The sequence below is a fragment of the Octadecabacter sp. B2R22 genome (assembly GCF_018861045.1).
Lineage (GTDB): Bacteria > Pseudomonadota > Alphaproteobacteria > Rhodobacterales > Rhodobacteraceae > Octadecabacter.
This window is the reverse complement of record NZ_JAHKQJ010000007.1, coordinates 258,125-281,765: the sequence shown is the minus strand read 5'-3', so window position 1 is coordinate 281,765 and position 23,641 is coordinate 258,125. Positions and strand designations below refer to the sequence as shown.

At 56.4% G+C, this 23,641-nt stretch carries 21 protein-coding genes; 8 read left to right on the top strand and 13 right to left on the bottom strand.

From position 1 onward, the window contains the following. On the top strand, positions 1–279 hold the full coding sequence (locus KO486_RS06855) for a glutaredoxin (protein WP_216036504.1): 279 nt from the start codon (positions 1–3) through the stop codon (positions 277–279). On the opposite strand, the gene murD is transcribed toward KO486_RS06855, so the two are convergent. Continuing rightward, positions 276–1,670 (bottom strand): UDP-N-acetylmuramoyl-L-alanine--D-glutamate ligase, encoded by a 1,395-nt coding sequence (murD, locus tag KO486_RS06850; RefSeq protein WP_216036503.1) that lies wholly within the window; start codon positions 1,668–1,670, stop codon positions 276–278. The two genes, KO486_RS06855 and murD, sit on opposite strands and share 4 nt — an antisense overlap. A gap of 169 nt (positions 1,671–1,839) precedes the next feature. Between murD and KO486_RS06845 the strand changes: the two genes are divergently transcribed. Continuing rightward, positions 1,840–2,268: an STAS/SEC14 domain-containing protein gene (locus KO486_RS06845; protein ID WP_216036502.1), complete on the top strand. Its 429-nt coding sequence runs from the start codon at positions 1,840–1,842 to the stop codon at positions 2,266–2,268. Between the two features lie 4 nt (positions 2,269–2,272). Here KO486_RS06845 and mraY read toward each other — a convergent pair whose 3' ends face one another. The 9 genes from mraY to KO486_RS06800 all read right to left on the bottom strand — a co-directional run bounded on the left by mraY (position 2,273) and on the right by KO486_RS06800 (position 12,204). Then, positions 2,273–3,355: a phospho-N-acetylmuramoyl-pentapeptide-transferase gene (mraY, locus tag KO486_RS06840; RefSeq protein ID WP_216036501.1), complete on the bottom strand. Its 1,083-nt coding sequence runs from the start codon at positions 3,353–3,355 to the stop codon at positions 2,273–2,275. Positions 3,356–3,408: 53 nt separating this feature from the next. Beyond that, positions 3,409–4,833 (bottom strand): UDP-N-acetylmuramoyl-tripeptide--D-alanyl-D-alanine ligase, encoded by a 1,425-nt coding sequence (murF, locus tag KO486_RS06835; protein WP_216036500.1) that lies wholly within the window; start codon positions 4,831–4,833, stop codon positions 3,409–3,411. Then, positions 4,830–6,326, bottom strand: a complete 1,497-nt coding sequence (locus tag KO486_RS06830) for a UDP-N-acetylmuramoyl-L-alanyl-D-glutamate--2,6-diaminopimelate ligase (RefSeq protein ID WP_216036499.1) — start codon at positions 6,324–6,326, stop codon at positions 4,830–4,832. Before KO486_RS06830 ends, murF begins: the two co-directional genes overlap by 4 nt. 36 nt (positions 6,327–6,362) lie before the next feature. After that, positions 6,363–8,156: a penicillin-binding protein 2 gene (locus tag KO486_RS06825; RefSeq protein ID WP_216036498.1), complete on the bottom strand. Its 1,794-nt coding sequence runs from the start codon at positions 8,154–8,156 to the stop codon at positions 6,363–6,365. Then, positions 8,153–8,530 (bottom strand): cell division protein FtsL, encoded by a 378-nt coding sequence (locus tag KO486_RS06820; protein WP_216036497.1) that lies wholly within the window; start codon positions 8,528–8,530, stop codon positions 8,153–8,155. Before KO486_RS06820 ends, KO486_RS06825 begins: the two co-directional genes overlap by 4 nt. Then, the gene (gene rsmH, locus KO486_RS06815; RefSeq protein WP_216036496.1) at positions 8,530–9,507 is read right to left on the bottom strand and encodes a 16S rRNA (cytosine(1402)-N(4))-methyltransferase RsmH; all 978 of its coding nucleotides are present in this window, start codon (positions 9,505–9,507) and stop codon (positions 8,530–8,532) included. Before rsmH ends, KO486_RS06820 begins: the two co-directional genes overlap by 1 nt. After that, positions 9,508–9,957 (bottom strand): division/cell wall cluster transcriptional repressor MraZ, encoded by a 450-nt coding sequence (locus KO486_RS06810; protein ID WP_303435110.1) that lies wholly within the window; start codon positions 9,955–9,957, stop codon positions 9,508–9,510. A gap of 676 nt (positions 9,958–10,633) precedes the next feature. Then, a complete protein-coding gene (locus KO486_RS06805) occupies positions 10,634–11,110 on the bottom strand; it encodes an N-acetyltransferase (protein ID WP_216036494.1) in 477 nt (158 codons plus the stop codon). Beyond that, complete coding sequence (locus tag KO486_RS06800; RefSeq protein ID WP_216036493.1) at positions 11,107–12,204, bottom strand: Mrp/NBP35 family ATP-binding protein; 1,098 nt, start codon at positions 12,202–12,204, stop codon at positions 11,107–11,109. The genes KO486_RS06805 and KO486_RS06800 overlap by 4 nt, the downstream gene beginning before the upstream one ends. Positions 12,205–12,486: 282 nt before the next feature. On the opposite strand from KO486_RS06800, the gene KO486_RS06795 reads away from it, so the two are divergent. After that, positions 12,487–12,723 carry a DUF1127 domain-containing protein gene (locus KO486_RS06795; protein WP_216036492.1) on the top strand — a complete coding sequence of 79 codons (237 nt, stop codon included), beginning with the start codon at positions 12,487–12,489 and terminating at the stop codon, positions 12,721–12,723. A 396-nt stretch (positions 12,724–13,119) separates the two neighbouring features. Here KO486_RS06795 and KO486_RS06790 read toward each other — a convergent pair whose 3' ends face one another. Then, positions 13,120–13,572 carry an Lrp/AsnC family transcriptional regulator gene (locus KO486_RS06790; protein WP_216036491.1) on the bottom strand — a complete coding sequence of 151 codons (453 nt, stop codon included), beginning with the start codon at positions 13,570–13,572 and terminating at the stop codon, positions 13,120–13,122. Between the two features lie 72 nt (positions 13,573–13,644). On the opposite strand from KO486_RS06790, the gene KO486_RS06785 reads away from it, so the two are divergent. Beyond that, the gene (locus tag KO486_RS06785; protein WP_216036490.1) at positions 13,645–14,277 is read left to right on the top strand and encodes a LysE family translocator; all 633 of its coding nucleotides are present in this window, start codon (positions 13,645–13,647) and stop codon (positions 14,275–14,277) included. 24 nt (positions 14,278–14,301) lie between these two features. Here KO486_RS06785 and KO486_RS06780 read toward each other — a convergent pair whose 3' ends face one another. Further along, positions 14,302–15,345 carry a Hint domain-containing protein gene (locus KO486_RS06780; RefSeq protein WP_216036489.1) on the bottom strand — a complete coding sequence of 348 codons (1,044 nt, stop codon included), beginning with the start codon at positions 15,343–15,345 and terminating at the stop codon, positions 14,302–14,304. 117 nt (positions 15,346–15,462) lie between these two features. Then, positions 15,463–17,883, bottom strand: coding sequence for a UvrD-helicase domain-containing protein (locus KO486_RS06775; protein WP_216036488.1), 2,421 nt, complete (start codon positions 17,881–17,883; stop codon positions 15,463–15,465). A gap of 194 nt (positions 17,884–18,077) precedes the next feature. Here KO486_RS06775 and pyc point away from each other — a divergent pair, with 194 nt between their 5' ends. The 4 genes from pyc (at position 18,078) to KO486_RS06755 (ending at position 23,443) form a co-directional block, all read left to right on the top strand. Continuing rightward, the gene (gene pyc, locus KO486_RS06770) at positions 18,078–21,521 is read left to right on the top strand and encodes a pyruvate carboxylase (RefSeq protein ID WP_216036487.1); all 3,444 of its coding nucleotides are present in this window, start codon (positions 18,078–18,080) and stop codon (positions 21,519–21,521) included. Further along, positions 21,521–21,907 carry an MAPEG family protein gene (locus KO486_RS06765; protein ID WP_252734670.1) on the top strand — a complete coding sequence of 129 codons (387 nt, stop codon included), beginning with the start codon at positions 21,521–21,523 and terminating at the stop codon, positions 21,905–21,907. Before pyc ends, KO486_RS06765 begins: the two co-directional genes overlap by 1 nt. A gap of 85 nt (positions 21,908–21,992) precedes the next feature. Beyond that, positions 21,993–23,063 carry a zinc-binding dehydrogenase gene (locus KO486_RS06760; protein ID WP_216036485.1) on the top strand — a complete coding sequence of 357 codons (1,071 nt, stop codon included), beginning with the start codon at positions 21,993–21,995 and terminating at the stop codon, positions 23,061–23,063. Beyond that, positions 23,060–23,443, top strand: a complete 384-nt coding sequence (locus KO486_RS06755; RefSeq protein ID WP_216036484.1) for a VOC family protein — start codon at positions 23,060–23,062, stop codon at positions 23,441–23,443. The genes KO486_RS06760 and KO486_RS06755 overlap by 4 nt, the downstream gene beginning before the upstream one ends. The last annotated feature ends 198 nt before the right edge of the window (positions 23,444–23,641 follow it).

The window sequence follows — 23,641 nt, the reverse complement described above, 5'->3', positions numbered from 1 at the left end:
ATGCCCAAAGCAACTTTGCACCGTATGGACCTGCCCAACTACACATGCGGTTACGGCACCGCTGCACGCGACCTATTGCGCGACAACGGGTTCGAAATAGAAGAACACATCCTTCGTACGCGCCGCGAAACGGACGATTTTAAAGACAAACACCGCGTCGCCACGACGCCACTGATCATAATCGATGGCGTAAAAGTCGGCGGGTATACCGAGCTTAAGAAACACCTAAAGGCGCAAAAATCCAAGCCGCGGCAGATATGGAAACGGCGAACCGCCTAGAGCGATTTGGCGACCTGTTCTGCGAAATCATCGCCACGTGTCTCAAAGCTATTGTACTGATCAAACGATGCCGCAGCAGGCGCCAACAGAACGGTCTCGCCCGTCTGCGCCTCTGCTGCGGCCTTTGCCACAGCCGTCGCCATATCGCCGCAGACTTCTACATCGAGACCCTTAAGCTTCATGGCAAAGGCCCCAGCCTCCCGCCCAATCACATAGGCTTTCACGACAGTCGGCGCAGGCAACAGGGCCTCAAGGCCGCCCTCTTTTTCCAAGCCGCCACAGATCCAGCGGATCTTATCAAAAGCCGCCAATGCTTTGGCCGCGGAATCGACGTTGGTGGCTTTGCTGTCATTCACAAACCGCACCCCATCGCGTTCAGCGATCAACTGGCTGCGGTGCGGCAAACCCTTAAAACTGTGCAGAGCTTGTTCAATGACACGCGGCCCGATGCCAAGACTGCGGCAGGCAGCAAAGGCCGCACAGGCGTTCTGGTGATTATGCGCACCGGGCAATCCAGCGATGGCGCGCAGATCAATCGAGGCCACCTGCCGTCCTTTGCGTGTTTCGCTCAGGAACCCTTTGCGGGCAAAAACATTCCAGCCGTCACCGCCAAGCTTTTGACCGGACGACACGCGGATGACGCGATCATCGGTTGGTCCTTCGGACATCTGGTTGGCGATATAAAGGCCCTCGGGCTCATCAATGCCAATCACGGCACGATCAGGACCACCTTCGGAAAACAGGCGACGTTTGGCGGCGAAATAACCCCCATGGCCCGCATGACGATCAAGGTGGTCAGGCGACAGGTTCGTAAACACAGCCACATCTGGCGTCAAAGACCGCGCAAGATCCGTTTGGTAGCTGCTGAGTTCCAAAACGATGACTTCGCCATCATGGGCTTCGTCGATGTCCAAAACCCCGCGTCCGATGTTGCCCGCCAGCTGTGTCGGCCTGCCGGCTTCTTCCAGAATATGATGGATCAGCGCCGAGGTCGTGGACTTGCCATTGCTGCCGGTCACGGCGATGACTTTGGGGATGGTTTCGAAGTTGTCCCACTCGGAGGTCGCGAAACTGCGAAAGAACAGCCCGATGTCATTGTCCACAGGGCAGCCTTCGGCCATGGCGCGCGCGATCGCTGGGTGTGGTTCAGGGTAGAGATGCGGAATGCCGGGGCTGGTGATTAACGAAGCCACGTCCTTATAGGCATTGGGCTTCGTGAGGTCGCGCAGGGTCGCATCCGCATCATCTGCTTTGGTTTGCGCATCTGGGCTATCGTCCCAAACCACCACATCAGCGCCGCCTGCCTGCAAGGCGGCAACAGTGGCCAGCCCTGAGCGGCCAAGACCCAAAACGGCAACGGTCTTGCCAGAATATCCCTGCACTGGAATCATGATTTAGCGCCCTTTTCCAAACTCGCCGCAGAGTGCCGCGCACGGGTGCGCGACGCAAGACAGGTTAACGCTAAAAACCGCATAGAACTAATGTGGTTCCTTTGTTCGACATCAAGGCCACCAAGATCGCGGGCTAGTAGACTCCAAAGGAACCAACAGGAGGTAACCGATGCTAACGATCCACAAAACGACCCTTAACCGTCTCGATATTGAACTGAGCGCCGTTCTGGACGGTGACATGATGGCCCTTGCGCTGGATGATCTGGTCGAGAAATCCAAAGACATCAAAAACGGCGTGATGATGTATAAGATTCCGTCATTTTCCATGCCGACTGGCGGGGCCTTGGTCGCTGAAATGCTGCGCCTGCCCAAGCTGTTTAAAGTGATCCATCACTTTGATGTCTGCGCTGTTGTCACAGACATCGCTTGGGTGCGCACGGCGGCCGAAGTCGAAGGCGCGATCATCCCCGGGCTGACCATCAAAGCCTTTGCGTCTGATCAAGAGGCCGAGGCCGAGGCTTGGCTTTCGCAGCGTGATGTCACGGCCAGGGCCGATCTAGAAGAAGAGGATGACGACGAATGGAACGTCCCCGTTTAGGGGCTTAGCGCACCTTCAACGTGGCCAGACCAATCACCGCGAGGATGAGGGAAATGATCCAGAAACGGATCACGATCTGGGGTTCTGCCCAGCCCTTTTTCTCGTAGTGGTGGTGGATCGGTGCCATCAGGAAGACGCGTTTTCCTGTGCGCTTGAAATATAGCACTTGGATGATGACGGACATAGCTTCGAGAACGAAAAGGCCGCCAACAATCGCCAGAACGATTTCGTGCTTTGTCGCGACAGCGATAGCACCAAGCGCGCCGCCCAAAGCAAGCGACCCAGTGTCGCCCATGAACACCGCCGCAGGTGGCGCATTGTACCACAAGAAACCCAAACCGCCGCCAATGAGGCCCGCTGCGAAGATGGCTAATTCGCCCGTCCCCGGCACATAGTGGAGGCCCAATTCAGTCGTAAAATCGACACGCCCGACGAAGTAGGCAAACACGGCGAATGTGCCCGCGGCGATCATGACTGGCATAATCGCAAGCCCATCAAGCCCGTCGGTCATGTTGACCGCGTTGGCCGCGCCCACGATGACGATCATCGCAAACGGGATAAACAGGAAGCCAAGGTTAATCAGCGTATCTTTGAAAACGGGCAGCGCCAGTTGATAGGCAAGGCCGTCGGGGTGGTATTGTGCGGCCCAATAGGACGCAATGCCTGCAACGATAAACCCGAGAAGCAGGCGCAATTTGCCTGACACACCAGCTGTATTCTGCTTGGAAACCTTGGCGTAATCATCGGCGAACCCGATCAGCGCAAAGGACATTGTGACAAACAGCACCATCCACACAAAAGGGTTATCCCAACGCGCCCAAAGAAGGGTTGAGGTCAGCAATGCCCCCACAATAAGCAAGCCGCCCATCGTGGGTGTGCCAGCTTTGGCGAAATGGGTCTCTGGGCCATCATCACGGATTGGCTGACCTTTGCCTTGGCGTTTGCGCAAAACACGGATCAGGCTCGGCCCAAAAACAAAGCCGAAAATCAGCGCTGTCAGAAAGGCCCCACCGGCACGAAATGTGATGTAGCGAAACAAGTTAAAGACATCGCCACCATCAGAAAGTGCCGTTAGCCAATACAACATATGCGAGAACCCTTTTTGTGCGCTACTATATCATGTCGGTTGCGAGGCAACCGCTAGAGCGTATCGGGATGCCCCAGTTTGCGGATGGCGTCAACGACAAGGCTGACTTTTGATCCTTTTGAGCCCTTCACCAGCACAACATCGCCACTATCCACAAGCTGTGATGCGCGGGCTGACAACTCAGCCGCGGTTTCGGCCCATTCGCCGCGCTGGCCTTCCGGCAAAGCATCGTAAAGGTGACGCATGCGTGGTCCCGCACAATGAACGAGGTGCAGCGCCGGAATGGACGGATCATCAGCAACACCTGAGTGCATCTCCATTTCATTGCTGCCCAGTTCCAGCATGTCGCCCAAGATCGCCACGCGGCGGCCCTTTACGATGCGGCCCACATTGTCACGCGGTGTGTATGACGCGAGAACCTCAAGCGCAGCCGTCAATGATGTCGGGTTCGCGTTAAATGCGTCATCCAATAGCGCCAAGGTTTCGCCTTGGGTCGCCGGATCTATCGTCACGGTTTCAAGGGTTCCGCGTCCCTCGGGCGGTGCCCATTGGCCGAGATCAAGCGCCGCTTGGACTGGATCAGCGCCCATGGCATCGCAAGACGCCAGAATGCCCAGCCCGTTCATCGCAAAATGGCGCCCCGCAGTGGAGAGTTTGAACATCAACGGCCCGTTCGGGGTATTGGCCTGAACCAGCGTCTGACCTTCGGCCAAGGACACATGTTCCAATTCCCACGTGCGCGACATTTGCCCGAACAGCACCTGACGCACTTCGCGTTTGGACGCGTAGTTTTGCAGCACCGCGCTGGTTTCCGTGTCGGCATTCAAAACGGCCACGCCGTTTGAGGTCAGCCCGTCAATAATTGAAGCTTTTTCGCGAGCAATTCCTGTGATGTCGTCAAAGGCTTCGAGGTGTGCGGCGGCGACCGTTGTAATCATTGCTACGTCAGGGCGTGCCATGCGGGCGAGCGGCGCGATCTCACCGGGGTTGGACATGCCGATTTCGATCACAGCAAATTCGGTATTCTTTGGCATCCGTGCCAGCGTCAGCGGCACGCCCCAGTGGTTGTTATAAGACGCCTCAGCGGCATGGGTCCGGCCTTGGCGCGACAGAACAGTGCGGGCCATTTCCTTGGCTGAGGTTTTGCCGACAGATCCCGTAATCGCCAGAACCTTGGCATTGGTGCGCGCCCGCGCCGCCTGCCCGAGTGCTTCGAGCGCCTTTAAGACATCGGCAACAATCAGCAGCGGCGCATCGTCTGGCACGTTGTCAGGGCGATGGGTCACAAGGGCCGCTGCAGCGCCCTTTTCCAACGCCATTTTCACAAAGTCATGGCCATCGCGTTCCGCCTTGAGCGCGACAAACAAATCACCCTGTGCAATCGTACGGGTATCAATAGAAACACCCGACGCGTCCCATTTTACGGCGGGGCTTCCGCCTGTCGCTTTCGCAGCATCTGCCGAGGTCCAAAGGATCATAGCAAATCTCCATCCAAGGCGCCGACTGCGACGCTTGCTTGTTCCACGTCGTCAAAGGGTAGCACATCATCGCCAATGATCTGTCCGCTTTCGTGGCCCTTGCCTGCAATCAAAAGCGCATCACCAGGTCCAAGCGCATCAACACCGCGCAAGATTGCTTCGGCGCGATCACCAACCTCAATCGCATCAGGACAGCCTTCCATGACAGCGGCTCGGATGGTGGCTGGGTCTTCGGAACGCGGGTTATCATCGGTCACAAAGACCACGTCAGCATGTTCCGCAGCAGCGGCCCCCATCAGCGGGCGTTTGGACGCATCGCGGTCGCCCCCCGCCCCCACGATCGCAATCAATTTGCCCATCACATGCGGGCGCATCGCCTTCAGGGCGGTCGCCACCGCATCAGGTGTATGGGCGTAATCCACAAAAACCGACCCGCCGTTTTTGCGGGTCGCTGCATGCTGCATGCGTCCGCGCACGGTGGTCAGGTAGGGCAACGTGTCAAAGGCTTCTTCTGGATCACCACCTGCGGCAATGACCAATCCAGCAGCCAGCAAAACGTTGTCGGCTTGGAACCCGCCGATCAGGTTGAGGCGTGCTTTGTGGCTGCCGCGCTGCCAATCAAACAGGATTTCCTGCCCCGTCGCGTCAAAGCGCTGCGCCGTCAAACGTAAGCGCGCGTCATCTCTGCGACCGACAGTGATCACCTCCAACCCACGGGCTTCGGCGATGCTCACGACCTCAGGCCCTTTTGGGTCATCGATATTGATTACAGCCACGCCATCCTCAGGAAGCAGGCGCGTGAACAGGCCCATTTTGGCGTCAAAATAAGCCTCAAAGGTTTGGTGATAGTCCAGATGGTCTTGGGTGAAGTTGGTGAACCCCGCCGCTGACAGCACAACACCATCCAGACGGCGCTGATCCAACCCGTGGGACGATGCCTCCATCGCGACATGGGTGATGCCGTTCGCTTTGGCTTCGGCCAAAGTGCGGTGCAGCGTGATGGGTTCAGGTGTGGTGTGTTTAAGCGGATGGGTCCATGCGCCCTCAACACCCGTGGTGCCAAGGTTAACCGCAGACAATCCCATTTCGATCCAGATTTGGCGCGCAAATGTGGACACGGACGTTTTACCATTGGTGCCCGTCACGGCCATCATGGTTGCGGGATGCGCCCCGAACCACAGGCTGGCGGTTTGTGCCAAAGCGCCGCGTGGGTCTTCTGCAATGACCAATGCAACATCACTGTCGGCCAGTTCTTTCGCTGCGATTTCCGCACCTTTGGCATCGGTCAAAACGGCCGCCGCCCCCATGCGCAGCGCATATTGAATAAACTCGCCGCCATGCACCGTGCTGCCCGGAAGCGCGAAGAACAACGTGCCTTCACGCACCTCGCGGCTGTCCACAGTCAGGGATGTTATTTCAGGATTGCGCCCACCTTGGGCACGCAGGCCAAGGGCAGATAGCGCCATTGTCTTTGGGGTTGTGTCGTTGCTCATGGCTGCCCTCGTGGTTGGTGGTCCAGCCCACCGATCCTAGTTTGAGGTCAGTGTTACACCTGTTGGCGTGCTGGTTTCAACGTCCGGTCGCATCCCAAGCAAAGGCGCCACGCGGCGGATCATCTCAGCGGCGACGGGAACGGCCGTCCAACCTGCTGTGCGGCGCTCTTCGCCCAAGGCGTCAACTGAGGGCTCATCGAGCGTTACAATCAATACATATTGCGGATCGGACGCAGGAAATACGCTGGCAAAGGTCGCGATTGTGCGATCGTCATAATAGCCGCCAGAGGGGCGCGGTTTGTCGGCTGTACCGGTTTTGCCGCCAACCTCGTAGCCCGCTACATCCCCAAAGGATGCCGTTCCGCGATCCACAACCGCCCGCAACATGTTACGCGCAGCCGCTGAAACGGATTCGCTTACGATCCGTTCACCGTGCTGAGGGCCGTCCTGACGGATCAGGGTTGGTTCTACACGATACCCACCATTCAACAGGCTGGAATACGCCGTCGCAAGGTGCACCGGAGAGGAGCTTAGCCCGTGTCCATAAGAGATTGTCATTGTTGAAATTTCAGACCAGTTGGGCGGAAGCAGAGGGCGGCCTGTCGGGGCCTCGACCATTTCAACCGGCGTGGCCTCAAGGAAACCGAGGGTTTCCAAGAAACTGCGCTGACGTTCAGCACCGATCATCATAGCGATGCGGGCTGTGCCGATGTTGGAGGATTTAACAATCACATCCGTCGCAGTCAGTTCAGCGCCGTAATCATGGAAATCACGGATACGGAAACGGCCCCATTCCAGCGGTCCACGCGTATTGATCATCGTATTGGCATTGATCAAACCAAGTTCCATGCCCTGTGCTGTGGCGAAGATTTTGAACACACTGCCCAGCTCGTAAACACCCTGCACCGCACGGTTAAACAGGGGGCTATCAGACTGATCGCCTGCCCCATCCGCAGCCGTCAGAACACGCGGGCGGTTATTGGGGTCAAAGTCTGGCAGCGACACCATCGAAACAATCTCGCCAGTGTGCACATCCATCAACACAGAGGACGCGCCTTTTGCAGACATCAGCATCATGCCGCCCTGCAACACGCGTTCACTTGCGGCTTGCACAGTTAGATCAATGGACAATTCCAGCGGCGCGCCTTCGTTGGCGGGGTCACGCAGGAAATCATCGAAGTATTTCTCAACACCAGCGACGCCAACAACTTCGGCGCTGTTCACGCCTTCACGGCCATAGGTCGCGCCACCAAGGATGTGCGCGGCAACGGACCCATTCGGGTAAAGGCGCATTTCACGTGGTCCAAACAACAAGCCAGGATCGCCGATGTCGTGCACGGCTTGCATCTGTTCTGGGGAAATTTCACGTCTGATCCAAAGGAAACGGCGCTGGCCTGTGAAGTCCTCAAGCAGTTCTTCGGCATCCAGTTCAGGGAAAATCGCAGCCAGATCAGTCGCCGCCTTTTGTGGATCAATCATGTCAGGAATTTGCGCATAAAGGCTGTGCGTGTCGAGGTTGGTCGCCAAAACACGACCATTTCTATCAATGATATCAGCGCGCTGACCAACAATCGGCGAGCCAGAGGCTTGCGCAGTTGGCTCCTCTGGAACCGAGCCCGCCAATGTTCCCATACGCGCACCAATCACCACAAATGCACAAAAGAACGCGATCCCCATAACCAGAAGACGCCCTTCGGCGCGGGTGCGGTCACGGTCTCGGTCATCCTCATGGCGCAGCCTGATGTTCTCGGCCTCGATTGCATCAGGGTTTTGCCCTTGATCGCGGGCTTTCAAGATACGGGCAAGCGGGCGAAGAGGTGTGCGGATCATTGTGAAGGTTCCACGGGCAATTGAGTATCAAGGAGCGGCGCGTTGTCAGACGAAACGGTCACGGAATTGGCGATGTCAAAGACGATACCTGTCGGATAGGCGATCTGTTCGACCCGCCCAAACGCATCCGGCATCAGCGGCAAAAGACCAAGACGGTCAAAGTTCAGCTCGGCAAGGTCGCGCAGACGGTCGGGACGGTTCAAATAGGCCCATTCGGCCTCAAGAATATTCAAACGTTCATGCGCCGCACCAATCTGGCGGTGCAAACTGCGCACATCTTTCAATGAGGCCTGCGTTTCATAGTTCTCGTGATAGGCCCAATAGCCCAGCCCAATGACAATCATTGCCGACAAAATGTAAAAAATAGAACGCATTACCTGTGGCCTTTCAGCTGCGGCATACCGAGTTTATTGCGATCGACCGGCCCTGCTGGGGCATCGGTGCGACGTGCAACACGCAGCTTTGCAGAGCGCGCGCGCGGGTTTTGCTCCAGTTCGGCCTCATCAGGGCCAACGGCTTTTTTGGTGAGTATATCGAACGCTGGTTTTACGGCTTCGATTGCAGGGGCATAGCGATTGGCGTTTCCGGTGCCGCCGCCACGTTGCTGCAAGAACCGTTTGACCATGCGATCCTCAACGGAATGGAACGTCACAACCGCAAGATGCCCACCAGGTTTCAGCGCGCGTTCTGCGGCTTCTAGCCCTTCGGCAAGTTGACCGTATTCGTCGTTCACAGCGATGCGGATCGCCTGAAAGCTTCGCGTTGCTGGATGGCTTTGCCCTGGTTTGGAGCGCGGCAAGCAGCTCTCAATCAGCTTCGCGAGGCGGAGCGTGGTGGTAATAGGTTCACGATCACGTTCTGCGACGATTTTACGGGCAATACGCCGCGACGCACGTTCTTCCCCATACGTAAATAGAATGTCAGCAAGATCGGTTTCGCTTGCTTCATTGATAATGTCAGCTGCACTTTGTCCCTCCTGTCCCATCCGCATATCCAGCGGACCGTCCCTCATGAATGAAAAACCACGCTCCGCTTGATCAAGCTGCATGGACGAAACCCCAAGGTCGAGAACGACCCCGTCTAAATTGGATGCAATCGCATCAAGATTGGAAAATGTATCTTCTACAAGCTCAATTCGCGGGTCATCGACCGCCCATTGTGCGTTTTTGAAAACATCAGGATCACGATCAACGCCGATAATCTTCGTGGCACCTGCGTCCAGCAGTTGCTTGGAATAACCGCCAGCACCAAATGTGCCATCAAGCCACGTGCCCTGAACAGGCGAACAGGCCGCAACGAGCGGCCCGATCAATACGGGAATATGTGGGGGAGAGGCGGCAGCTTTCTCCATCTATTCAGACCCTGGCGGGTAGATCAGGGAAAGCGGATCGAAATCACCGTCGAATTCTTCTTCCATCGCGGCAGCTTCGGCAGCCTCGGCTTCGGCGTAGGTCTCGGCATTCCAGATTTCAAAGAAGTCGCCCATGGCAACCATCGTGGCCTCGCCTGTCAGACCAATCTGCTGGCGAAGGCGCTGGGGCAAAACGATGCGCCCATCTTTATCAACTTCGGTGTCCCATGACTTACCAAGGATCATCCGGCTTGCGCGCTTGCGGGCCTCAGAGCCACGCGGCAAGGCCTTGATGCCCTCTTCAATCTCTTCCATCGCCTCAATCGTATAGGCGTGGATTGAATCTTTCAGGTGAGTGCCGTGCAAGACGACCATACGCGGGAGAGGATTTTCGGGGCATCGCGGATCGCCATCTGCAAGCACAGAACGAAAATCGGCGGGGATCGACATGCGCCCCTTTCCGTCAACCTTTTGGTTGAATTCGCCTCTGAAACTCAGACCCACTGTCCCGCGGCTCCCTCACTCGTCCCCCGATAAAAACTTGGTTTAGAACGGAAAACGGCGGATTGATCTGCTGCCACTGATCAATCCGCCGCCCTCGTCCCGCTTTGCGGGCTGTCCAGCTGCGCGCGCCACCTGGGGGGATGTCTGCTCGCTCGCGCGCCGGATCTCTTCGTTCAAGAATTTGGGTGCCTGTATGAAACCTGACCTAAGTTTTCTTAGTGTCGGTGGGGTCGTTTGGTGCCCCGTATTGTCTGCCCGTCTTCTTGTCATCATGTATGCACGGGAATTCATGGTCCGCCAAGTACTTTCTGGGACTTCATGGTACTAGATGGTGTTTTCAGGGTCCATTGAACACAAGACTTTGTGCCGAAACCACCGAGATTGAGCAAAATGCTGTTAGTGAAACCCAAGCAGGCACAAGATGTAGTCACTCAAGCCGCGTTAAAAAAAGTTCCAGACTTTCCCAGAATTTTTGCCGAATCCCCCAAAAACCACCATACGAGGGGCAAGAATCTTGCTCTAGACACGATTCCACGGCGTGAATCCGTCCGATTTAGTAAACTTGATTCGGATTGGCGGTTAAGTGCCATGGTTTCCCAAGAATGCGAAACCGCCCTCCCCGTCAGAGTGTCTTCCACATGATGTGCGCATCAACGAAGCCAAGCTTCGGATGATCAAAGACAGACGGCAACGTGCCGACGATGTCGAACCCCAATTTTTGCCAAAGCGCCACAGCGCCGACATTGGACGCCAGCACAAGATTGAACTGCATTGCGCGGTAGCCGAGATCTTTGGCCTGATGAAGGGAATGGGTACACATCGCACGCGCGATGCCCCTGCCCTGAGCCGCTGCTGCTGTAACGTAGCCGCAGTTGCAGACATGGCGCGCGCCGCCCGCGTGGTTGGTCTTTATATAGTAGGTGCCCAAAACCTTGCCGTCGTCCGCAACAAAGGTAGCGGCGGGCGCGTCCATCCAGATTGCCTTTGCGGCGCCCTCGGATATGTCGCGATCCACCGCATAGGTTTCGCCCGCGCGAAACACAGGTTCCAGAATGGCCCAGATAGCGGGCCAATCGGCATCTGTGGCGCGGCGTATCAACTCATGCCACCATCAATCAGACGTTTAGCGAGTACCGCGTAGGCCTGCGCCATATCGCTGTCGCCCGCCGCGATTGGTGTACCCGCATCACCAGCCAACCGTGTATCCAGATCAATCGGCAGTGAACCAAGGAACGGCACATCAATCGCGTCTGCTTCTTTGGCAACGCCACCATGGCCGAATAGATGTGCCTCGTGGCCGCAGCTGGGACATATATATGTAGACATGTTTTCGATCAGCCCCAGCACAGGGGTTTTAAGCGTGTTAAACATGTCGAGCGCCTTACGCGCATCAAGCAAAGCCACATCCTGCGGTGTCGAAACAACGATAGCCCCCGTCAATGCGGTTTTCTGGCAAAGCGTCAACTGCACATCACCGGTACCGGGCGGCAGATCGACCAACAGGACATCCAGTTCACCCCATTCAACCTGCGTCAGCATCTGTTGCAACGCACCCATCAACATAGGACCACGCCAGACAACGGCCTTTGCGGGGTCAACCATAAGACCAATGGACATCATCGTGACGCCGTGCGCTTGCAGGGGAATGATGGTTTTGCCGTCAGGGGATGCAGGGCGTTTGCTGACCCCCATCATGCGCGGCTGGCTTGGCCCGTAGATATCGGCATCCAACAGGCCAACTTTGCGCCCCTGCTTGGCCAAAGCGACCGCAAGGTTGCTGGAGACAGTTGATTTACCCACCCCGCCTTTACCGGACCCAATGGCAATGATCCGTTTCACACCTGGCACACCTTCTGGTCCGGCTTGTGGCGTCGGATGACGACCAATGGTCAGATTCGGCGGCGTCTTATCCGCAGGTGGTGGCGGCTGGTTTGACGTACCAGCGTTCGTTGGCGCTGTCAGCACAACGGATGCAGAAGACACGCCATCCATTTTTGAAACGATCATTTCCGCCGCTTGGCGGATGGGTTCCATACGGCCAGCCGTAGCCGCGTCTGGCGCTTCGATTACGAAACGGACCGAGTCGCCCTGTACCTGCAAGGCACGGATCATGTCGCGGGACACCAAATCACCGCCGTCAGGCAAACCAATCGTCTTAAGGGCCGCCAGAATAGTTTCATTATTTTGCGTCATGGATTCACCTGCCTGAGTTCAGTGGATACTTAAACTGCCTGACGTCAGGACAACAACGATGAAGTTTTGTGCAATTTTAAGGGTGACCCTACGTCCGATCCCTTAGATGGCGCTAAACGCAACAGTTTCAAGACATTAACCATGCAGTTTCTGCATAGCGGCATTGAGCATCGGGGGGATTGTGCACCTGCAGCAATTGCCTATTTTCAATCAGGAAGGCGCAATACGGCGCTAGAGCAGAAAGCCCCGGAGTTCGGGGCCGACTTAGAAAAGAGACTAAAGATGGCACACGCTACTGACACAAATTTTTCCGCTGGTAACGCACAAGCAGTTTCCAACGCCCGCACATTCGCTTCTGGCTTGGTCCAGTCCATCCGCACAAAGATGGAACAGCGCCGCGTATATAACTCCACACTGGCTGAGCTTCAGTCTTTGACAACTCGCGAGTTGAACGACCTTGGCCTGCACAAGAGCCAGTTGAACACAATCGCTCGTGAGGCTGCTTACGGCGAAGCATAAGAAATACCGGAATCGATGCGGCTTTACCTCCCTTTAGACGCATCGTGATCGCACCTAACCCCGCTTCTCCTCCCTAGGGGTCGGGTGCACAGATCAAGACACGGCGGTGTCTTCCTCCTCCCTGACACCGCCGTTCTTGATCTCAAAGAATACAAGGATCGGGGCTTTTCTTCCTCCCAGAAGCCGCCCTGTGATCGCGCTCTAACCGTCCTCCCACGGGGAAAGCGCATAGATCAAGACGCGGCGATGTCTTTCCTCCTCCCTGACATCGCCGCACTTGATCAAGCTAGACTGGGCCGCCTGTCCTCCCACAGGCTGACCCACCACAAAGGCGATGAAATCCTCCTCCCAGGGTTTCGTCGCTTTTTTGTTTTCGGCAACTTACTGTTGTGAGCGTCAAGCGCGGGTGTCTTTGGGCGACCCCATGACCATATGGCTTGTGATAGATCGGACATGGGGAACTGTGCCCAATTTATCCGTATGGAACGTCTTGTAGGAAGGCAGGTCTGCCACCTCGACCCGTAGCAAATATTCAAAGGCTCCGGCGATGTTGTGGCATTCGGTCACCTCATCGAAACGCGCCATCGCAACCTCAAAACCCTCTTGCGCGGCCTTGGAATGCTCAGCAAGGCCAACAGCCACATAGACCACGTAGGCTTTGCCAGTTTGTGCAGGATCCAGTTGGGCGCGATAGCCCGTAATCACTCCACGACGTTCGAGATCATGAACACGTCGCAGACAGGCAGACGGCGACAGCCCCACCTTGTCTGCCAAGGCCAAGTTGCTGATCCGCCCATCGATGCGAAGCGCGCGCAATATCTGAGCATTTATCGGGTCAATATCCATCATATATTGTGAACTTAAGGAGTTTCGTCACAACTATGCAATTACATTGCGTCATCCTTCGCATAAAATCGCAGTATGTCATTTGAAACCTTTATTGCCCTCATCAGTTTTGCATTCGTCGGAACCGTTACGCCGGGGCCGAACAACGCGATGCTGGTCGCGTCGGGCGCAAATTTCGGGTTGCGGCGGACGCTGCCGCATATGTTCGGGATCACCATAGGGTTCCCAACAATGATCGCGCTTGTTGGTCTTGGGTTGATGCAAGTTTTCGATGCATTTCCGGTTGTCGATCAAACACTTAAGGTCGTTTCAGTCGCCTATTTGCTGTGGTTGGCCTATAAGATTGGCACTGCAGCGCCAAAACTTCCGGATGCGCCCCAGACCGGAGGGCGTCCAATCACATTTTTGCAGGCCGCCGCCTTCCAATGGGTCAACCCCAAAGCATGGTCCATGGCCGTTTATGCGATCACCCGATTTGCGACGGATGCGGACGGCACGCGATCACTGTTGGCCGTTGGGATCGTGACGCTGGCCTTTTTCATGGTGAGCTTCCCCTCGATAACCATTTGGACAGTTCTCGGCCAACAAATGCGGCGGTTCTTGACGTCACCGGCGCGCCTGCGGGCTTTCAATTGGACCATGGCCGCCCTGCTGATCGCCACGCTGATCCCATTGGTTTTCCCAAACCTGTTTACGTCTGCAACCTAGCGGCCATGCCAAACAGGTTAGGCGTTACAAAAGACACTCGAGCGGTCGCATAACCGGAGGCGGAATATGCTCCATCATAGCCTGTGCCTCTTTCATCCGCAGCACTGGGCGCGCGGCCTTCATGCCGTGCAGATCGACCATGGACAGCACATCAGGGAAAAGCGCCCCTGCTTCTGCCGTCGCGTCGTCACTGGGTGCGCGCAAAACGTTCATCGACATTTCACCCAAAAGCAGGCTTTCGCAGGCGACGTCCTCGGCGAGCACGATTTCATGACGATCAAATAGCAAGTGCACATAGGTCACCCGATCAACAGGCGTTTGCGTCACCCCGGGTTGCCCAACAAAGGCGCGCGCCGGCAACAGCACCTCGTCATGGCCAAACATAAGTTCCGCCTTCCAAGACTGCGTTAAAATTCTGTGTTGGGGTGAAACGCAAAGTGGCAGGGCGTTTCCCAGTGCTTCGGGTTCAAACACCACAGGGGCCATAGCATAGCGCCCGCTGATCTTGCGCTGCCCTATCCAGCGCAGTGGTTGCGGCCCATGATCCAGCGTCAAAACGAGGTCGCCCGCCTTCAGGTGCTCAACCCGTGTGATGCCACCGGGGGTCGCGATGTGGGTTCCCTTCACGAAACAGACATATTGATACTGTTCGGCCGCATTCTGGTCGGTTGTGTAGAACCCCGGGGATTCCCCGCCCGAGAAATTGTCGAAATACCAGTCTTCAAGATCGATCCCGGGGGACCAGACAAGGTGAACAGGGTCGCCGTCTTCATCCGTGCCCTCGAAAACGACCGCATGGCCATCTTGCCCCTCATAGCTAATAGGGTCGGAGCGAATGACGGAAAACTGGATCGGGTCTTGCCCGCCGCCCATGCCTGTCCAGCTGATTTCATAGGTATCGCCGACAGAAAAGACAGTTGGGCTATCGTCCCCGTCATACGAGCTAATCGTCAGGTTTTTCGTCGCCGTCGGCGGATAATCAAACGTGCTGATTCCGGCACCGCTGTTAACGTTGTCACCCGTGCTGGCAGCGAACTCATTGTCCGATGCGTATATTGTATAAGCCATTTTCCCACCTCATTCCACAGAGCGAGGGTTAAGGCAGGGCAATGAAGACGCGCTAAACGGCGGGCCTTAATCTATTGAAAGCTTGAGCTAATATTTCGAACGACTTGTCTAAACTTATCAGAATGGCACGTCACTGGCCGCGTCAGCATCAACGACGAATTTCGCCACGACCTTTTTCTCACCCGCTTTGTCGAACTGGATGACAAGCTTGTCACCTTCGATCTCCATCACTTCGCCGTAGCCGAATTTTTGATGGAACACCCGATCACCCGTGGTGAACGAACTGGTCGCGGCCATATCGATCACCATGTTGCGGCTCTCTTTGGGTTGGCTGACGGGGCGTTGTTGGCTGCGTTGTTGCAGGCGGCGCCAACCGGGGGAGTTGTAGACATCCGCACTGGCGACGCGCTCGTGCAGGTTCGAGTGCATGCCGTCGCTGGCGGGGTTGGCTTGGGCGGACATACCGCCCATCCCTGCGGCACCATAACCACCGCCATAAAGGCCGGGCGGTGTGAGCACTTCGACATGTTCTTCTGGCAGCTCGTCAATGAAACGGCTCGGCAATTGGCTTTGCCATTGACCGTAAACGCGGCGGTTGGCGGTGAACGAAATCGTGCACCATTCCTCGGCCCGCGTGATGCCGACATAGGCCAAGCGCCGTTCTTCCTCGAGGCCCTTTAGCCCGCTTTCATCCATACTGCGTTGCGACGGGAACAGCCCGTCTTCCCAACCGGGCAGGAACACCGCAGGGTATTCGAGGCCCTTGGCCGCGTGCAGCGTCATGATGGTAACTTTGTCGTCTTCTTCTTCCTGCGCGTTGTCCATGATCAACGACACATGTTCGAGAAACCCTTGCAGGTTTTCAAAATTTTCCAATGCCTTGACGAGTTCTTTCAGGTTTTCCAACCGCCCCGGACCTTCGGGTGTTTTGTCGTTCTGCCAAAAGCCCGTGTAGCCGGATTCATCTAGAATCACTTCGGCCATCTCGACATGCGTATCGGCTTCGTCGTGCAATTGGCGGTGCCAGCGATCCAGCCCCTGCACCAGCTCGCGCAGGGCATTGCCGCCCTTCCCCTTTATCAAGGCCCCTTCGACACAAAGACGCGCGCCCTCAATCAGGTTGACCCCGTTTGCACGGGCGGTTGTCTGGATCGTTTGCACGGCCTTGTCACCCAGCCCGCGTTTAGGAGTATTAACGATGCGTTCAAACGCAAGGTCGTCGTCTTGCGACACCGCCAGCCGGAAATAGGCCATGGCATCGCGGATTTCTAAACGTTCGTAAAAACGCGGACCACCGATGACGCGGTATGGTAAACCGATGGTCAGAAAGCGATCTTCAAAGGCACGCATCTGGTGCGAAGCCCGCACAAGGATCGCCATACCATTCAACGGCAAAGGTGGATTGCCACGGGTGCCGCGTTGCATGGATTCGATTTCCTCACCGATCCAGCGAGCCTCTTCTTCGCCGTCCCAATGACCGATCAGGCGCACTTGATCGCCGTCTTCACCATCGGTGAACAGGGTCTTGCCAAGGCGGCCCTTGTTGGCGTCAATCACGCCCGCCGCGGCACCAAGGATGTGGCCCGTCGAGCGGTAGTTTTGTTCCAGACGCACGACATGGGCGCCGGGAAAGTCTTTTTCGAACCGCAAGATGTTGCCGACTTCTGCACCGCGCCAACCGTAGATGGATTGGTCATCATCCCCGACACAGCAAATGTTTTTGTGGCTTTGCGCCAACAGACGCAGCCAAAGGTACTGGGCGACGTTGGTATCCTGATATTCGTCCACAAGGATATATTTGAACCAGCGTTGATACTGCTGCAGCACGTCTGGATGGGTCTGAAAGATCGTCACCATATGCAAAAGCAGATCACCGAAATCGCAGGCGTTCAGTTCTTTAAGGCGGAGTTGGTAGGCGGCATACAGCTCAATGCCCTTGCCGTCATAGGCACTGCTTTCGGCGACGGGCACTTGGCTCGGCGTCCATGCCTTGTTTTTCCAGCCGTCAATAATTCCCGCCAACATGCGTGCAGGCCAGCGTTTGTCATCAATCTCAGCGGCGCGGACCAGTTGTTTCAGCAGGCGAAGCTGATCATCGGTATCCAGAATAGTGAAACCGGATTTCAGGCCCACCAGTTCCGCGTGGCGACGCAGTTGTTTCACACAGATGGCGTGGAAGGTGCCCAACCATGGCACGCCTTCAACGGCTTGGCCCATCAGAGCACCCACACGATTCTTCATTTCGCGCGCCGCTTTGTTGGTAAACGTCACCGCGAGAATTTCGTTGGGCTGCGCCCTGCCCGTCACCAAGAGATGCGCAATGCGGCAGGTCAGCGCCTTTGTTTTACCGGTTCCGGCACCCGCGAGCATCAAGACAGGTCCATCCAGCGTTTCGACGGCTTCGCGTTGGGCCGGGTTCAGCTCATCCAGATAGGGGGCCGCGCGTGCGCCCATCGCCCGTTGTGAAAGGGATTGCCCGCCTGCTTGTTGCGGGGCTGCTGCGGCCTCAAAGGCGTCTTCGTCGGAATAACTGCTCATGACGGGTAATCTAGCGTTAATGCCCCGCCAAGAAAAGCCCATGTTCGCGCTATGTTCGCAAACACAACTATCGGTTTGAATTTTTCGTCGCCGCAACGCAAAAAGCGGTTAGCGCTAAATACCCAGTATCAACCAGTTTACACTTCGGAAAATATCGATTTTATTGCTGCAAGTGCAAAACAGAGGACCCAATAATGGCCGACTTTAAGAAAATCCTGATCGCAAACCGGGGTGAAATCGCCATCCGCATCATGCGGGCCGCTAACGAAATGGGTAAAAAGACGGTCGCCGTCTATGCCGAAGAAGACAAGCTGGGATTGCATCGTTTCAAAGCGGACGAAGCCTACCGCATCGGCGAGGGATTGGGTCCGGTCGCTGCCTATCTCAGCATTGAAGAAATTATTCGCGTCGCGCTTGAGTGTGGCGCAGATGCGATCCACCCAGGTTATGGCCTGCTGTCAGAGAACCCTGATTTTGTAGACGCATGCGAAGCCAACAACATCAAGTTCATCGGCCCAAAGGCTGAAACAATGCGCATGTTGGGTGACAAAGCCAGCGCGCGCGATGTCGCGGTAGACGCAGGCGTCCCAGTTATTCCGGCAACTGATGTTCTTGGCGATGATATGGCCAAGATCAAAAAGCAGGCGGCCGAAGTTGGCTACCCGTTGATGCTTAAGGCGTCATGGGGTGGCGGTGGTCGCGGTATGCGCGCCATCAATTCCGAGGACGAGCTGGAAGAGAAAGTGCTTGAAGGGCGCCGCGAAGCTGAAGCTGCGTTTGGTAACGGCGCGGGTTTCCTTGAAAAGATGATCGTGCGGGCCCGTCACGTAGAAGTACAAATCCTCGGCGACAGCCACGGCGCGATTTACCACCTGTGGGAACGGGATTGTTCCGTTCAACGCCGCAACCAAAAAGTTATCGAACGCGCCCCTGCCCCGTATCTGTCGGGCACCCAGCGCGAACAGCTGTGTAACTTGGGTAAGAAAATCTGCGAACACGTCAATTACGAATGCGCTGGTACAGTCGAATTCCTGATGGATATGGACAGCGGTGAGTTTTACTTCATTGAGGTAAACCCGCGCGTTCAGGTGGAACACACTGTTACCGAAGAAGTTACCGGCATCGATATCGTACAGGCGCAGATCAAGATTGCCGAAGGCAAATCCTTGGTCGAAGCCACAGGTTGTGCATCCCAGTATGACGTCAAACTGGATGGCCATGCGTTGCAGACCCGTGTCACCACAGAAGACCCAACCAACAACTTTATCCCAGACTATGGCCGCATTGGGACGTACCGTACGGCAACCGGCATGGGCATTCGTTTGGATGGCGGCACGGCCTATAGCGGCGCTGTTATCACCCGTTACTACGACAGCTTGTTGACCAAAGTGACCGCATGGGCGCCGACGCCCGAAGCTGCGATTGCCCGCATGGACCGCGCATTGCGCGAATTCCGCATTCGCGGCGTCAGCACAAACATTGCTTTCGTTGAGAATCTTCTGAAGCACCCGACGTTCCTGAATTACGAATACCACACCAAGTTCATCGACGAGACACCCGAGCTGTTCAACTTCAAGGCGCGCCGTGACCGTGCGACAAAAATCCTGACCTACATCGCGGATATTACCGTGAACGGTCACCCAGAAACTCAAGGCCGCGCCAAACCGGGTGCGGATGCTTTGCCACCCAAGGCCCCTGCGCCACGGACCAAAGACAATACTCCCGGCACGCGGCAGATCCTTGACCAGTTCGGCCCCGAAGCCGTGGCGGACTGGATGCGTGACCAGAAGCAACTGCTGATTACCGACACAACGATGCGCGACGGTCACCAGTCCTTGCTGGCGACGCGTATGCGCTCCGTGGACATGATCCGCGTTGCGCCGACGTATGCGGCGAACATGTCTGGCCTGTTTTCAATGGAATGCTGGGGCGGTGCGACGTTTGATGTGGCCTACCGGTTCTTGCAGGAATGCCCATGGCAGCGTCTGCGCGACATCCGTGAAAAGATGCCAAACATCATGACGCAGATGCTTTTGCGGGCGTCCAACGGGGTTGGCTATACCAACTACCCTGACAACGTCGTGCAAGAATTCGTGCGCCAAGCCGCCACGTCCGGCGTAGATGTGTTCCGCGTGTTTGACAGCCTGAACTGGGTAGAAAACATGCGCGTCGCGATGGACGCCGTCATCAAGGCGGAAAAGGTCTGTGAAGGCACGATCTGCTACACGGGCGATATGATGGACCCTGACCAGTCTAAGTATGACCTGAAATACTACGTCGCGATGGCCAAAGAGATGGAAAAGGCCGGCGCGCATGTGCTGGGCCTCAAGGACATGGCAGGCTTGATGAAGGCCAACACCGCGACCGCCCTGATCAAAGCACTGAAAGAAGAGGTCGGATTGCCGATCCATTTCCACACGCACGACACATCTGGCGCTGCAATCGCCACGGTTCTTGCGGCCTCGGCTGCGGGTGTTGATTGTATTGATGCGGCGATGGACAGCTTCTCTGGCAACACATCCCAACCGACGTTGGGCTCTATTGTTGAAGGACTGAAAGGCACTGAACGTGACACGGGCTTGGATATCTCTGCAATCCGCGAGATTTCGAACTACTGGGAAACTGTGCGCGCCCACTATGCACCGTTTGAATCCGGCCTACAGGCCCCTGCCTCTGAGGTTTACCTGCACGAGATGCCAGGTGGTCAGTTCACCAACCTCAAGGCGCAGGCACGATCCTTGGGTCTTGAAGAACGCTGGCATGAGGTCGCCCAGACCTATGCGGATGTGAACCAGATGTTTGGTGATATCGTTAAGGTTACGCCATCTTCCAAAGTGGTTGGCGACATGGCGTTGATGATGGTCAGCCAGAACCTGACACGCGAACAGGTCGAAGACCCAGAAACTGACGTCTCCTTCCCTGACTCCGTGATCGACATGATGCGCGGTAATTTGGGCCAGCCTCCGGGCGGCTTCCCAGACACAATCATCAAAAAGGTCCTGAAAGACGAAAAGCCGAACCTCGAGCGTCCTGGCAAATCGTTGAAACCAGTGGATCTGGAAGCTGTTCGTAAAGAACTGTCCGAAAAACTGGACGGTGCAACGATCGATAACGAAGACCTGAACGGTTACCTGATGTACCCAAAGGTCTACACCGATTACGCAGAACGCCACGAGACATATGGCCCTGTTCGCACACTGCCAACGAAGACGTTCTTCTATGGTATGGAACCTTCCGAAGAAATCTCGGCTGAAATCGACCCAGGAAAGACCTTGGAAATCCGTCTTCAGGCCGTGTCAGAGACCACCGAAGAAGGTGAAGTCAAAGTCTTCTTCGAACTCAACGGTCAGCCGCGCACGATCCGTGTGCCAAACCGTGCGGTCACATCTTCAACCCAACAGCGCCCTAAGGCCGAAGCTGGCAACGAAAACCACATTGGTGCGCCAATGCCGGGTGTTGTGGCCACGGTTGCCGCGACTGTCGGTAAAGAGGTCAAAGAAGGCGATCTGTTGCTGACCATCGAAGCAATGAAGATGGAAACGGGTATCCACGCAGAGCGCGACGCAGTGATCAAAGCTGTGCATGTTCAGGCGGGTGGGCAGATTGACGCCAAAGACCTGTTGATTGAGTTGGAGTGATGCTGACACTCACATCCCTCTACGCTGGCCTCTTGGCGATGCTTTATCTCGCGCTGTCATGGCGCGTGATCCAAGGGCGTTTTGCTGCTGGGGTCAGCCTAGGGGATGGTGACGACAAACCTTTGCAACGGCGGATGCGGGCGCATGGGAATGCAGGCGAAAATATTCCACTTGGCCTTATCCTTTTGGCTTTGGTCGAAGTTCAGGGCGCACCTGTTTTTGCCGTCCACGGTTTAGGGGTGATGCTGTTGGTCGGCCGTGTCTTGCACGGGGTTGCCCTGACGCGTTCCACGCCTTGGCCGTTTGGCCGATCCGTGGGGATGGGGCTGACCTATCTGATGATGATCTTGACCTCACTTGGCCTTGTGACGCACGCGATCTTCTAGGCCTTTGCTGATTTTGGCGCTGGAATGGCGTGTGATCTGTGCTTAGATCGCACATATCCCCCCTACTTGCGCACAAGAGGCTCTAATGACCCAGCACGATCTTCCCAAAACAATGTCTGGCGTTGCCACGCTTGGGCATGGTGGCCCCGAAATGCTGGTCTGGCGCGATGATCTTCCTGTGCCTGTGGCGGGCGCCAATGAGGTCGTGATCAAGGTCGCAGCGGCGGCGGTGAACAACACTGATATCAACACGCGGATTGGCTGGTATTCCAAGACGGTTACAGGCGCGACCGATGCGGTGGGCGATATGGATGCTGATGATGGGGGCTGGGCCGGAACACCGCTGAACTTTCCGCTGATCCAAGGCGCGGATTGCTGCGGTCATATTGTTGCTGTCGGGTCCGATGTGGACCCGTCGCGCATTGGCGAGCGGGTGATCGTGCGCGCGATGCAATCTACTGGATCAGGCAATCAACCGTTTATCACCGACACCTTCGGGTCCGAGCACAATGGCGGTTTTGCGCAATACACCAAGACCTTTGACGCCGAAGCCTTTCGCGTTGACGACAGCCTGAGCGATCTTGAATGGGCGACCATCCCCTGTGCGTTTTCCACAGCAGAAGGTATGTTGCAGCGCGCATCGGTCGGGGCGGAAACCGTGCTGATAACTGGCGCGTCCGGCGGTGTCGGGGCCGCGGCGGTTCAGCTTGCCGCAATGCGCGGGGCTGACGTGACGGCCATGACACAAGACAGCAAAGCCGACGCCGTTCGCGCTCTCGGTGCAAAGAACACTGTGGGGCGTGACACAGAACTGCCCAAACACCACTTTGACGTCGTAATCGACCTTGTCGGCGGCCCGTCTTGGCCTGCCCTTTTGGAATGCCTGAAACGTGGCGGGCGCTATGTCACGTCGGGCGCGATTGCGGGGCCGATGGTCGAACTCGACCTGCGCACGCTTTACCTGAACGATCTGACGTTGTTTGGCAGCACCTACCAACCCGCGTCCGTGTTTTCGGATCTGATCGGCTATGTGCAGGCCGGAAAGCTACGCCCTACAATTGCGGCCACTTATGACCTACGGGATATCCACGCCGCGCAAGACGCCTTCGCAGCCAAAACCCACGTCGGAAAGATCGCCTTGAGGGTCCCACAATGAACCAACGACTGTCGACACTCTCAATCCTCGTGCCGGATTATGAAGCTGGCATCGCATTCTTTGTCGACCAGCTGGGGTTTGATCTGCTGGAAGACACGGATCAGGGCCACAAACGCTGGGTCAAAGTGGCACCAAAAGGGGCTGAAACCGCGTTCTTGATCGCAAAGGCTTCGACGCCAGAACAGATCGCGGCCATTGGCAACCAAGGCGGCGGGCGTGTTTGGTTGATTCTCGAGACGGACGATTTCGCCCGCGACTACGCCGCGTTCACAACCAACGGCATCACATTCGAGGAACAGCCACGCCATGAACCCTACGGTACTGTCGCGGTTTTCAATGATCCTTTCGGCAACCGCTGGGATTTGATCGAGTTCGCCTAGTACCACCCGGATTGACGATTCTTCGTTCGGCCAGACGCCGCACATCCTCCAACACCATTCACTCGGTCCAGCCTGCCGTAGCGACACCCAATTTCCGTGAGAAACATTCCGCCGACTACCCCCCAAAAGATGGAGGTAATCCGCCTATTCTTGCTCGACCAAAGTGCACATTTTTTGACCAGATGGCTGGCAAGAATC